Genomic DNA, 13,271 nt, shown 5'->3' with positions numbered 1-13,271 from the left:
TTTAAATATATTTGAATGAAGAGTTTGATCCTGGCTCAGGATGAACGCTGACAGAATGCTTAACACATGCAAGTCGATTCAATTTACCTTCGGGTAATGAGGATGGCGGACGGGTGAGTAACGCGTAAGGAACTTGCCTCTTGGTCTGGGACAACTGTTGGAAACGACAGCTAATACCGGATATTATGAGATTCTCGCATGGGAAACTTATGAAAGCTATATGCGCCAAGAGAGAGCCTTGCGTTCCATTAGCTAGTTGGTGGGGTAACGGCCCACCAAGGCGACGATGGATAGCCGGCCTGAGAGGGTGAACGGCCACAAGGGGACTGAGACACGGCCCTTACTCCTACGGGAGGCAGCAGTGGGGAATATTGGACAATGGGCCACAAGCCTGATCCAGCAATTCTGTGTGCACGATGAAGGTCTTCGGATTGTAAAGTGCTTTCAGTTGGGAAGAAGAAAGTGACGGTACCAACAGAAGAAGCGACGGCTAAATACGTGCCAGCAGCCGCGGTAATACGTATGTCGCAAGCGTTATCCGGATTTATTGGGCGTAAAGCGCGTCTAGGCGGAAAAATAAGTCTGATGTTAAAATGCGGGGCTCAACTCCGTATTGCGTTGGAAACTGTTTTTCTAGAGTACTGGAGAGGTGGGCGGAACTACAAGTGTAGAGGTGAAATTCGTAGATATTTGTAGGAATGCCGATGGAGAAGTCAGCTCACTGGACAGATACTGACGCTAAAGCGCGAAAGCGTGGGGAGCAAACAGGATTAGATACCCTGGTAGTCCACGCCGTAAACGATGATCACTAGGTGTTGGGGGTCGAACCTCAGCGCCCAAGCTAACGCGATAAGTGATCCGCCTGGGGAGTACGCACGCAAGTGTGAAACTCAAAGGAATTGACGGGGACCCGCACAAGCGGTGGAGCATGTGGTTTAATTCGACGCAACGCGAGAAACCTTACCAGCGTTTGACATCCTAAGAAGTTTCCAGAGATGGATTCGTGCCGGCTTGCCGGAACTTAGTGACAGGTGGTGCATGGCTGTCGTCAGCTCGTGTCGTGAGATGTTGGGTTAAGTCCCGCAACGAGCGCAACCCCTATTGTATGTTGCTACCATTAAGTTGAGCACTCATGCGATACTGCCTGCGATGAGCAGGAGGAAGGTGGGGATGACGTCAAGTCATCATGCCCCTTATACGCTGGGCTACACACGTGCTACAATGGGCAGTACAGAGAGTTGCCAACCCGCGAGGGTGAGCTAATCTCTTAAAGCTGTTCTTAGTTCGGATTGTACTCTGCAACTCGAGTACATGAAGTTGGAATCGCTAGTAATCGCAAATCAGCATGTTGCGGTGAATACGTTCTCGGGTCTTGTACACACCGCCCGTCACACCACGAGAGTTGGTTGCACCTGAAGTAGCAGGCCTAACCGTAAGGAGGGATGTTCCTAAGGTGTGATTAGCGATTGGGGTGAAGTCGTAACAAGGTATCCGTACGGGAACGTGCGGATGGATCACCTCCTTTCTAAGGAGACTAACTTTTTCTCTATTCGATTGATACTGTTCTTTGTAAGTATGGGGATATAGCTCAGTTGGGAGAGCGACGCACTTGCACTGCGTAGGTCAGCGGTTCGACTCCGCTTATCTCCACCAAAACATTATCAAACTTGGACATTGGAAACTATATAGTAGATATTGAGAAAATATTCTAAATTAACTAACAATTCATTTTTAAGTCAATCTTAAATTGAGTAGTTAGTCTGTCTAAATAATATGAATTATATTACAAGGTTAAAATATTAAGGGCACACGAAGGATGCCTAGGAAGTAAGAGCCGATGAAGGACGTGGTAAGCTGCGATAAGCTTGGTGGAGTTGCAATCGAACTGTGATGCCAAGATTTCCGAATGGAGAAATCTGCTAAGATGGAGTCTTAGCACGAAAGAGGGAACCGCGTGAACTGAAACATCTAAGTAACGCGAGGAAAAGAAAGTAAAAACGATCCCCTAAGTAGCGGCGAGCGAACGGGGGTGAGCCCAAACCGTAGATGTGCCAAGGATGCAGCCGTTGCATCTACGGGGTAGCGGGAAGATCGTCTGAAGAACTGCAAGGTATTCGACATTATGATACGCCGAACTGGAAAGGTCTGGAAAGGCCTGCCGTAGAGAGTGAAAGCCTCGTACAGGTAAACCGTATCAAATGTATGATCTCTCCCAAGTAGCACGGAACACGAGGAATTCTGTGTGAATCTGCGAGGACCATATCTCGTAAGGCTAAATACTCTTACTTACCGATAGCGCATAGTACCGTGAGGGAAAGGTGAAAAGAACCCCGGGAGGGGAGTGAAATAGAACCTGAAATCGTGTGCTTACAAGCGGTCAGAGCCCTTTGGGGTGATGGCGTGCCTTTTGGAGAATGATCCTGCGAGTTACGTTCAGTGGCAAGGTTAAGTTTAACGGAGCCGAAGGGAAACCGAGTCTGAATAGGGCGACATAGTCGCTGGGCGTAGACGCGAAACCTGGTGATCTAAGCCTGTCCAGGGTGAAGCTGTGGTAAGACACAGTGGAGGCCCGAACTCACCGCCGTTGAAAAGTTGGGAGATGAGGTAGGTTTAGGGGTGAAAAGCCAATCGAACCAGGAGATAGCTCGTTCTCTCCGAAATGCATTTAGGTGCAGCCTTGAGTGTTCAATTATGGGGGTAGAGCACTGAATGACCTAGGGGGCATACTGCTTACCGAAGTCAATCAAACTCCGAATACCATAATTCTAGAGCTCAGGAGTGAGACTATGGGAATTAACTTCCATGGTCAAAAGGGAAACAACCCAGACCACCAGCTAAGGTCCCTAATTATAACTAAGTGGGAAAGGAGGTGGAGATTCACAAACAACCAGGAGGTTGGCTTAGAAGCAGCCATACCTTTAAAGAGTGCGTAATAGCTCACTGGTCGAGAGTCTCTGCGCCGACAATGTAACGGGGCTAAGTTATAAACCGAAGCTGTGGAGTTGCGTAAGCGACTGGTAGGAGAGCGTTCTGTAGGCCGTTGAAGGAGAATCGACAAGAAACTCTGGAGGTATCAGAAGTGAGAATGCAGGAATAAGTAGCGAGAATGGGGGCGAGAATCCCCCACGCCGGAAGACCAAGGGTTCCAGGGTAAAGTTTGTCTCCCCTGGGTAAGCCGGGTCCTAAGCCGAGGCTAGATTGCGTAGGCGAATGGAAAACAGATTAATATTTCTGTGCCACTGATATCAAGTGATGGAGGGACGCAGGAGGTTATGCACGCTGGCGAACGGAAGTGCCAGTTCAAGCATGTAGCGTGGTCTAGTAGGAAAATCCGCTAGACTAAACGTGAGGTGTGATGAGGAGTCGTAAGATGGAAGGTGCAAATACCACACTGCCGAGAAAAGCTTCTAAGCGTTTTAAAGATATTAGTGCCCGTACCCCAAACCGACACAGGTGGTCAGGATGAGAAATCTAAGGCGGACAGGCTAACTCTCGTTAAGGAACTCTGCAAAATAGCCCCGTAACTTCGGGAGAAGGGGTGCCTTTTATGGTGAGCGTACACGCGACGCAAAGCTATGAGAGGCCGCAGTGAAGAGTCTCAGGCGACTGTTTAACAAAAACACAGGTCTATGCTAAGCTGTAAGGCGACGTATATGGGCTGACACCTGCCCAGTGCCGGAAGGTTAAGAGGAGGAGTGAGAGCTCCGAATTGAAGCCCCGGTGAACGGCGGCCGTAACTATAACGGTCCTAAGGTAGCGAAATTCCTTGTCGGGTAAGTTCCGACCTGCACGAATGGTGTAACGATCTGAGAGCTGTCTTGACGGGAGGCCTGGTGAAATTGTATTACCGGTGAAGATACCGGTTACCTGCAGTAGGACGGAAAGACCCCATGGAGCTTTACTGTAGCTTGGTATTGGGTTTTGGCATCGTATGTATAGGATAGTTGGGAGACTATGATGCGTGGTCGCTAGATTACGCGGAGTCACTGGTGGAATACCAACCATACTATGTCGGAATTCTAATTTGAGGTTTGTACCCTCGAAGACAGTGCTAGGTGGGCAGTTTGACTGGGGCGGTCGCCTCCGAAAGAGTAACGGAGGCGTTCAAAGGTTCTCTCAGGTTGGATGGAAATCAACCGCAGAGTGCAATGGCATAAGAGAGCTTAACTGCGAGACTGACGGGTCGAGCAGGTGCGAAAGCAGGACATAGTGATCCGGCGATTCCGAATGGAAGGGTCGTCGCTCAACGGATAAAAGCTACCCTGGGGATAACAGGCTGATTCTACCCGAGAGTCCATATCGACGGTAGAGTTTGGCACCTCGATGTCGGCTCATCGCATCCTGGGGCTGGAGAAGGTCCCAAGGGTTGGGCTGTTCGCCCATTAAAGCGGTACGTGAGCTGGGTTCAGAACGTCGTGAGACAGTTCGGTCCCTATCCACTGTAGGCGTTAGAGTATTGAGAAGATCTGTCCTTAGTACGAGAGGACCGGGATGGACAAACCTCTGATGTACCAGTTGTCACGCCAGTGGCACAGCTGGGTAGTCACGTTTGGAACAGATAACCGCTGAAAGCATCTAAGCGGGAAACTGACTTCAAGATAAGTACTCTTTAAGATACCTTCGAGACTAGGAGGTTGATAGGTTGGGGGTGTAAGAGTTGTGAGACTTTTAGCTGACCAATACTAATATATCGAAGTTTTAACCTTAATATACTACTATATAGTTTCAAGTGTTCAAGAACACAAATAAATATTGATTGGCAACGATAGCTATGGAGGTACACCCAGTAACATTTCGAACCTGGAAGTTAAGCCCATAAACGCTGAAAGTACTTGGGGGGCAGCCCCCTGGGAGGATAGGAAGTTGCCAATCTTAAAAAAGTGCTTCTTTAGCTCAGTTGGTAGAGCGCACGACTGTTAATCGTGTTGTCGCTGGTTCGAGCCCAGCAAGAAGCGCCATTTTTTTATTTTTTGGAAAATGGAAAGAGCTGTATCAATAGAAAAATATTTGACATGAAGATTTAAATAGTGTATACTGTGTTTGAATGATGTATAAATTGAAAGAAATTCTAGTATTTAATATTTAAAGGTCTTTACATAGGTACCTAATATTAGTTGGATTGAATGGAGATTTATTACATGAAATCAAAAATTTTTATGGAGGTATCAAATGAAAGGTACAGTTAAATGGTTCAACCAAGAGAAAGGATTCGGATTCATCACTGGTGAAGATGGAAAGGATGTTTTCGCACACTTCTCTCAAATTCAAAAAGATGGATTCAAAACTCTTAACGAGGGAGAAGAAGTAACTTTTGATGTAACTGAGGGAGCAAAAGGACCTCAAGCTACAAATATCGTAGTAGCAAAGTAATTTTAAGGAGTCAATGACTCCTTTTTTTTTATAAAAAATAATAGTAATTTAAAAAATATATTTTTCATTTTTCGTTCTTTATGATAAAATTGTTTCATAAAAATCGAAATAAAGGGGGAAAAATGGAGATATTAAATTCATTAATAAATTTTTTTAATGATATTTTATGGGGTTATGTTCTTATTGTAATGTTATTATTTGTAGGAACATATTTTACATTAAAAACAAAATTTGTTCAAATAAGATATTTTGGACAAATGATAAAAATTTTAGGTGATAGCGTAGGTCATAAAGGTGGAGTTTCATCATTTAAAGCATTTTGCATAAGTACTGCCTCTAGAGTTGGAACTGGGAATTTAGCTGGAGTTGCAATAGCGATAGCTTCAGGAGGTCCAGGTGCTATATTTTGGATGTGGTTAATAGCCATTATAGGTGGAGCATCTAGTTTTGTAGAAAGTACTTTAGCACAAATTTATAAAGTAAAAGATGGAGAAGCTTTTAGAGGTGGACCAGCTTATTATATGGAGAAAGCTCTTAATAAAAGATGGATGGGTGTTGCATTTTCAATATTAATATCAATAACTTTTGGACTAATATTTAATTCAGTTCAATCAAACACAATATCTTTAGCTTTTCATGAAGCTTTTAAATTGGATAGAACAATAATTGGTATTGTATTAGCTGTTGGAACGGGAGCTATAATTTTTGGTGGAGTTCAAAGGATAGCAAACTTTAGTGCTGCAGTAGTACCTGTTATGGCGATTCTTTACATATTAGTTTCGTTGTATGTAATTATAAGCAATATAAGTATGGTTCCAGAAATATTTAGAGATATAATTGAAAATGCTTTTGGTATTAGACAGGCAGTTGGTGGAGGAATAGGAGCTGCTATTATGACTGGAGTAAAAAGAGGTTTATTTTCTAATGAAGCAGGCATGGGATCAGCACCAAATGCAGCGGCAGCAGCAGAAACTTCTCATCCTGTAAAGCAAGGATTTGTACAAACTTTAGGAGTATTTACAGATACAATTTTGATTTGTTCATGTACAGCTTTTATGGTTTTAATATCAGGAGCACATAAAACTGAAGGATTAACAGGAATTCAATTAACTCAAAATGCCTTAAGTTCTCAAGTTGGAGGATGGGGAAATGTTTTCATTGCATTATGTATATTATTATTTGCTTTTAGCTCAATAATTGGAAATTATTATTATGGAGAAACGAATATAGAATTTTTAACTCCAAATAAAACTTGGTTAAACTTGTATAGAGTTGGAGTTATTGGAATGGTAATGTTTGGTTCTATTGGAGAGTTAGCACTTGTTTGGAATATGGCTGATTTATTTATGGGATTAATGGCAGTATTGAATCTTATAGCTATATTCTTACTAGGTAAAGTTGCTTTTGAAGCTTTAGGTGATTATAGCAATCAAAAAGAGAGTGGATTAGATCCTAGTTTTAATAAAAATGATATAGATATGCCATACGGTGAAAGAGTTGAGTGTTGGGATTAAGAAAAGTTGTTGACTTAAATCTTAAAATGCTGTAAAATCTCTTATAGTGAGCCTCCATAGCTCAATTGGATAGAGCATCTGACTTCGGATCAGAGGGTTATGGGTTCGATCCCTGTTGGGGGCGCCATAAGATATTTAATAGTATAAAAAATAAAGGTCATTAAATCAAAATTGATTTAATGACCTTTTTGTATATTATAAATTTTTACTATTTATAATTTCTAATTGCTTTTTAAATTTTTTTAATATATTTAAAAAAATTTTAATCTCATTTTCTGAAAATAAATTTTTAAATTTATCTTGTATATTTGGAAGAAAAGAATCAATATAATTAATGGCTAAAATTCCATCTTTTAAAAGATATAAACCTTTTTTTCTTGAATCAATTTTTCTTTTTTCAATTAATCCTTTATCCTCTAAATTTGTAATGTATTTAGTAACAAGAGATCTTTCTATTTTAGTTTCCTTAGAGATTTCGTATTGGCTAATTCCAGGATTATGATAGATAAGCTTTAAATAAACACTTTCCATTTTGGTTATTTCTAGATTTGATAAAAGATAACTAAATAAAAAATCTATTTCTTTGTTAATTGAAGAAATTAAATAAATAGCCCCTTCATGTGTTTTCATGATATACCCCTTTTAGTAATTTATACATATATAATAAACTATTTAAAATAAAAATGAAAGGGTGAATAGTTCACGGTTATCCATTCTAACTATTATTTTAAGATAAAAAGTTTTAAAATAACAACAGGTGGATTAAAAAAATATAAATGGAGGGGAATTATGAAAAAAAATCTGATTTATTTAAGTGCAATTTTTGCTATAACTACAATGGCTCAAGGAAAAGAATTAGTTAATTATCCTAAAGTGGAAATAGTAGAAGTAGAAGATGTAAATATTATAAAGGAAAAAACTACTTTTAGACCAAGTGGTTATTTAAGAATAGAGTATAAAGGTTATGGTGAAACTGAAGGACATGGTGATGGTTTGGAAAATAGCTTTTCAGATACATCAGTAGACCCAAGTATAGCTCAAGATGAATGGAATAGAGGAGCTAATAACTATTCTAGATTGCAAACAACTTTTGGTGTTCAAGCAACTGAAAAAATTCTTTTAGAAGGAAGAATAAGAGACTATAATAATTTAGAAAGAGATGATGAATCTAAAGATAATAGTGCTAAAGATGGAACAGAAACAAGAATGAGATTATATTATGCTCATAATAATTGGCTAACTTCTAGAATTGAATATTATAATCAAGAAAATGATGATCAAGAGTTAGAATATCAATTAAGAATGGATTTATATAAAAATAAGGGAGCTTTTGTAGAGAAATTAGTTTTAGCTCCTAAGTATTATCACCTATTCCCAAATTCTAATGGTGGAAACTATGTTAATGCTATTGGAGCAGATTTAGAATATGCAGGAAATTTACCATTAGGGATAAAATGGGATGGTACACTTTATTTGGATTATTATTTCTATAACCAAGATATCATAACAGGAAGTAATGGAAATGATAGAGAGGATAAGGAACTTGTAGTAGAATGGGAATTTTATTTACGTAGACATTTTGAATTATATACAGGAAATAATTATGGAATTAATCTAAATTTTGAAGGAGGATATGATCCATATGTATTTAGACAGTATGATAGATATGGATTTGATAGTAATAAAAATTCATATGTAATGAAAAAATCAAAAAATACTTATGAATTATATGGGCAACTAGCTGTGTCGGCAGATTATAGAGTAACAGAAAATTTTGTAACTACTGTAGGGGTTGGAGCAGAATATAGAAACTGGGATAATGTAAACCAAGATTCGGCTTCAGATTGGAGATGGCAACCATTTGCTTATGTAGCGATGAAAACAACATTTTAAAAGCTTATAATCTTAAAATCTGAATAAAGATTTTAATTTTTATAGAAAGTGCTAATTTGAAAGGAGCTTAACTTTTGTTAGGCTCCTTTTGAATTAATAAAATATTTTTTAAACTATAATATATAATAGCAAGAGCTTCTCTACTAAATAGACTAACTTTGCTTTTTAAAGGAGTTTTAGCATATATAGGATTTATTTTATAATTTAATGAATTTGCAAAAAATTTAACTCTATACATATGGAAATCATTGCTTATAACACCAATATTTTTTATATTATTTGGAATAAGTTTACGAGAAAAAATTAGATTTTCTAAGGTTGTTGTAGATTTATTTTCCTCAATGATATTATTTTTAGGAACAGAATGTGAGACAAGATAATTTTTCATAGCTTTACTTTCACTAATAATTTCATCTTTTCCTTGACCGCCAGAAACAATAAATATAGTATTAGGATATTTTTTGTAATAATCAATAGCTTTATCTAATCTATATTTTAAAACATTTTTAGGTTTATCTCCTCGTAATCCAGCTCCCAAAATAACGATATAATCATTTTTAAATTCTAAATTTTTTGAATTATGTATATCTGTGATAATAGTTCCGAAGCTAATAATAAAAAGAGTAACTCCAATAGCAAAACAAGTTTCAATAATAGCTTTAAAAATTTTATTACCATTTAGAATAAAAAAATGATAGATAATAAAAAAGAGATAGATAAAAAATAAGATATTAATAAAAAAAGACGAAGGGAAAATATATTTATAAATTCCTAAACTTATTACAATAATTAGATTAAATAAAACTTTAAAAATCATTTAAATTCCTCCTAATAATATATATACAAATTCTACCATTATTTTACTATTTTTTACAACATAAGTGGACAAAATTTAAAATAGTATTGACTTTTAAAAAAATATAGGATAATAGATAAAATAAAGAGGAGAAATAAAATGATACATACAATCTTTATTATAATAGCAATATTATATTCTTTTAAAGTTCAATCAATTTTATTAATTATTTTATCTCTAATTTTTTTAGGAATTTTTATTTTTTCAATAAAAAAATTTAAAACTCTAAAAAACACTTTAGATATAGCAATAGCCGGAACTAAAAAATCTTATTTACTAGTTTTTATATTTGTTCTTTTAGGAGCTCTTTCAGCAAGTTGGTTTATATCAGGAACAATTCCAGCTTTAATATACTATGGGATAAAAATTATAAATCCCAATTATTTTTATGTATTTTCATTTTTAATAACTTCTTTATTTTCATTTTTAATAGGAAGCTCTTTTGGAACTGTAGGAACTATAGGATTAGTTATGGTATCTTTAGCTAGAGGTATTGGGTTAGATATTTATATAGTTGCAGGGAGCATAATATCTGGAGCTTATTTTGGTGATAGAGGATCTCCAATGTCATCTAGTGCTAACTTTGTAGCTATTTTGACAGAAACCGAGATATATAGCAATGTTAAAGGAATATTTAAAGCTTCGATTCTTCCATATTTAATAACATTAAGTTTATATTTTTATTTAGGTAAGAATATTGAACCAAAATTTATAGAAAATAATATTTTAACTTTGTTGAATCAAAATTTTTATTTAGATTTTTTGGTATTTATTCCTATGATTTACTTAGTAATAATGTGTCTTTTGAAAAAGAATATTAGGCATACAATATTAGTAAGTATTTTTTTAAGTTTAATTATAGGATGGTTTTTACAAAACTATGAAGATAGAAATTTTATTAAAATATTAATTTATGGATTTAGGCTTCCAATTGAGAATGAATTATATAATGTAATAAGAGGAGGAGGAATATTTTCAATGGGAACAGCTATGGTTATGGCTTTACTTTCTTGTGGGCTAGTTAATATAGTTGATAAACTAGGAGTATTAAAATTGATATCTGAAAAAATAGGATTTATAAAAAGTGAATGGAAAATATATTTATATACAATAGTAGTGGCAATTTTAACAGCTGCTATTAGTTGTAGTCAATCTACTTCTATACTATTAACTTCTCAAATTATGAAAAAGATTTATAAAAAAAATGGATTTACAAAGGAATTATTGGCTTTAGATATAGAAAATAGTAGTGTTGTATTAAGTTCGTTAATACCATGGAATATAGCAATTACTGTACCAGCTTTGATGTTGGATATTTCTGCAGTAAAAATAATACCGTATTCGCTATATCTATTTATTTTACCACTGATAGTAATGATATTAAAAATAAAAAAACTGAGTCATTGACTCAGTTAAAATTTAAAAATTTGTAAAAAAGCTATTAAAATGGGTATTGTAATCAAGCTAAAAATAGTTGATAAAAGAGAACAGCTTGATGTTATTAAAGGCTCTTTATTATACTTTAAAGAATAAGCAATAACAACAGATGCTGTTGGAGTAGCCATCATAATAGTTATAACTCCTAAACTAACACTAGATAATTGAAGAATACCAAAGAAATTAGCTCCTAAAATAATAACTAACACTAGAAAAGGAATTAAAAGTGTTTTTATAATAGAAAATTGCCAAGCTATAGAATTTTTTAAAGATTCTTTAATAGGTAATTCAGATAATTTTAATCCAGCAGCTAACCATGCTAATGGTGAACATAAACCTGCTAAAAAAGCCAGAGGTTTATATATCCAAAAGGCTGTTTTATCAATTCTTAAAATAGGAAATTTTTGTCCACTTATGCTTACTTGGGGAAGATATTCTTGAAATATCCAAATAAAAAGACCTATGAAAGTTGCTAAAATAACTGGATTTAAAAACATAGATTTAAGATTTTTTTTATCCATTTTAATACTAGACATTTTAATAAAACCATAAGAATAAAGTAAAACTCTGTACGGTATGGAAAAAATTGAAGAGTATATAACTCCAAGGTCGCCATATAAAGCTTGAGCTATTGGGATTCCAAAAACAGTAATTCCACCAAAAACAGACATAATTTTTAAAGTTAACTGTTTTTCTAAATCTAAATTTTTGTAGAAGATATTACCAATGGCCATTAAAAAAAGATGAATTAAAAAACTCCAGATTAATATGTTTATCCCGTTAACAAAAGTTTCTTTGTCAAAATCTTTCATAAAAGCATTAAAAGACAAAGCTGGAATAGAAATTGTTAATATAATTTCTCCTAACGGTATAGAGAAAGAGCTTTTTAGTTTATTGCTCTTTCCTAGATAGAAACCTAAAATCATAATAGAAATTGATGATGACATAACCCCAATAATATTTTTATCGGATAGTACAGAAATAATAGTATTTGTTGTATTCATTAATTACACTCCCAGAAAAATTATTCAATAATAAGATTTTTAACTTTCATATTAAGAAAATTAATTAAATCATTAGGACTAATTTTAATTTGCAGTCCTCTTTGTCCCCCGCTTATAAATATAAAATCTTTTTTTAGACAGCTTTCATGTATTAATGACAGATGTCTTTTTTTTATTCCAATCGGAGAGCAACCTCCTCTTATGTAACCTGTTTTTTCTTTTAATTTACTAAGTTCAAGCATATCTACTTTTTTAGATTGAACAATTGAAGCAACTTTTTTTAAATCTACTTCATCACTTCCAGGAATACACACAATAAAAAGTTCATCTTTGTCATTTGTGAGAGCTAATGTTTTGAAAACCTTAGTTATATCAGCTCCAGTTTTTAAAGCAACACTGACAGCACCTAAATAATTTTCATCAACATCATATTCAAAGATCTCATATTTAATTTTAGCTTTATCGAGTTCTCTCATTGCATTAGTTTTTTTTATAGCCATATTATAAACTCCTTATAATTTATATCCACATATGTTGTATAAAAAAATAAGAGAAACTTCTTAAATTGAAAAAAATTATTACATACAACATATATGGCAATTTTATGAATTAGTTCTAAAAATAGACTGTGGTGTTGTAATCATTTTATTAGATTCATCACTATCGAATTTTTATACATTGAATTATATCATATATATATAACTAAAATAAGTAAAAAATATACAAAAGTTGCTTTTTGTTGTAAAACCATTTATAATATATTATCAAAATTTAAGGAGTGATATATAAATGAAAAAAGGGATACTAATGTTATTACTTCTGTTATCTTCACTAAGCTATGCAAGTTGGTGGGGAGGATTAAATGGAGGAACAAGGGCTGCTATAGTAACAGGATCTGCCTTAATTCTAGGATCGCAATACAACCAAAGTGAATATAGACATCAACAAGATTTAAGAAGATTAGATACTCAAATACGTAGAGGATACGAGAGACAAGCTGTAATAGAGAATGCCAATAGAAAATATGGAAATATAGGGGCACCTCAAAATTTTTATGGAAATCCAAGTCCAAATTATCAACAATATAATCAGGGCACAAGACAAGGTGCTAGAGTTATATATTCTGATCAAAGAAGTCAAATTTTAGAAATGGCTGATGGAACAAGAATAATATTAAATCAGTAAAAATAAGTAAAA

9 protein-coding genes, 3 tRNA genes and 3 rRNA genes are annotated in these 13,271 nt (G+C 35.0%); 11 read left to right on the top strand and 4 right to left on the bottom strand.

Going from position 1 to position 13,271, the window contains the following annotated elements:
• Positions 1-12: 12 nt before the first annotated feature.
• From MKD34_RS11800 to MKD34_RS11765, 8 genes are all read left to right on the top strand, one after another.
• Positions 13-1,525: ribosomal RNA gene (locus MKD34_RS11800) — 16S ribosomal RNA — on the top strand.
• Positions 1,526-1,577: 52 nt separating this feature from the next.
• Positions 1,578-1,653 (top strand) — tRNA-Ala (locus tag MKD34_RS11795).
• 136 nt (positions 1,654-1,789) lie between these two features.
• Positions 1,790-4,706, top strand: a 23S ribosomal RNA gene (locus MKD34_RS11790).
• A 49-nt stretch (positions 4,707-4,755) separates the two neighbouring features.
• Positions 4,756-4,872 (top strand): 5S ribosomal RNA (gene rrf / locus MKD34_RS11785).
• The 16S, 23S and 5S rRNA genes sit together here with 2 tRNA genes alongside, the layout of an rRNA operon.
• 10 nt (positions 4,873-4,882) lie before the next feature.
• Positions 4,883-4,958: transfer RNA gene (locus MKD34_RS11780), tRNA-Asn, on the top strand.
• 211 nt (positions 4,959-5,169) lie between these two features.
• Positions 5,170-5,370 (top strand): cold-shock protein, encoded by a 201-nt coding sequence (locus MKD34_RS11775; RefSeq protein ID WP_023052292.1) that lies wholly within the window; start codon positions 5,170-5,172, stop codon positions 5,368-5,370.
• Positions 5,371-5,492: 122 nt separating this feature from the next.
• Positions 5,493-6,884: an alanine/glycine:cation symporter family protein gene (locus tag MKD34_RS11770; RefSeq protein WP_185892175.1), complete on the top strand. Its 1,392-nt coding sequence runs from the start codon at positions 5,493-5,495 to the stop codon at positions 6,882-6,884.
• A gap of 50 nt (positions 6,885-6,934) precedes the next feature.
• Positions 6,935-7,011: transfer RNA gene (locus MKD34_RS11765), tRNA-Arg, on the top strand.
• Between the two features lie 68 nt (positions 7,012-7,079).
• Here the strand turns inward: MKD34_RS11765 and MKD34_RS11760 are convergent.
• Positions 7,080-7,514, bottom strand: a complete 435-nt coding sequence (locus MKD34_RS11760; RefSeq protein WP_240220621.1) for a MarR family winged helix-turn-helix transcriptional regulator — start codon at positions 7,512-7,514, stop codon at positions 7,080-7,082.
• Positions 7,515-7,673: 159 nt separating this feature from the next.
• On the opposite strand from MKD34_RS11760, the gene MKD34_RS11755 reads away from it, so the two are divergent.
• Entirely contained in the window at positions 7,674-8,777 is a 1,104-nt protein-coding gene (locus tag MKD34_RS11755) for a FomA family porin-like outer membrane protein (protein WP_240220620.1), read from the top strand.
• Between the two features lie 67 nt (positions 8,778-8,844).
• Here MKD34_RS11755 and MKD34_RS11750 read toward each other — a convergent pair whose 3' ends face one another.
• Positions 8,845-9,594, bottom strand: a complete 750-nt coding sequence (locus tag MKD34_RS11750; protein WP_240220618.1) for a YdcF family protein — start codon at positions 9,592-9,594, stop codon at positions 8,845-8,847.
• 138 nt (positions 9,595-9,732) lie between these two features.
• On the opposite strand from MKD34_RS11750, the gene MKD34_RS11745 reads away from it, so the two are divergent.
• A complete protein-coding gene (locus MKD34_RS11745) occupies positions 9,733-11,040 on the top strand; it encodes a Na+/H+ antiporter NhaC family protein (RefSeq protein ID WP_240220616.1) in 1,308 nt (435 codons plus the stop codon).
• 5 nt (positions 11,041-11,045) lie between these two features.
• Here the strand turns inward: MKD34_RS11745 and MKD34_RS11740 are convergent, their stop codons facing one another.
• A complete protein-coding gene (locus MKD34_RS11740) occupies positions 11,046-12,074 on the bottom strand; it encodes an AEC family transporter (RefSeq protein WP_240220614.1) in 1,029 nt (342 codons plus the stop codon).
• A 20-nt stretch (positions 12,075-12,094) separates the two neighbouring features.
• Positions 12,095-12,568 (bottom strand): Cys-tRNA(Pro) deacylase, encoded by a 474-nt coding sequence (gene ybaK / locus MKD34_RS11735; protein ID WP_240221602.1) that lies wholly within the window; start codon positions 12,566-12,568, stop codon positions 12,095-12,097.
• Between the two features lie 295 nt (positions 12,569-12,863).
• On the opposite strand from ybaK, the gene MKD34_RS11730 reads away from it, so the two are divergent.
• Complete coding sequence (locus tag MKD34_RS11730; RefSeq protein ID WP_240220612.1) at positions 12,864-13,259, top strand: hypothetical protein; 396 nt, start codon at positions 12,864-12,866, stop codon at positions 13,257-13,259.
• The last annotated feature ends 12 nt before the right edge of the window (positions 13,260-13,271 follow it).

The organism is Cetobacterium somerae (genome assembly GCF_022430525.1).
Classification (GTDB): Bacteria; Fusobacteriota; Fusobacteriia; order Fusobacteriales; family Fusobacteriaceae; genus Cetobacterium_A.
This window is presented reverse-complemented; position numbering and strand designations above follow the sequence as displayed.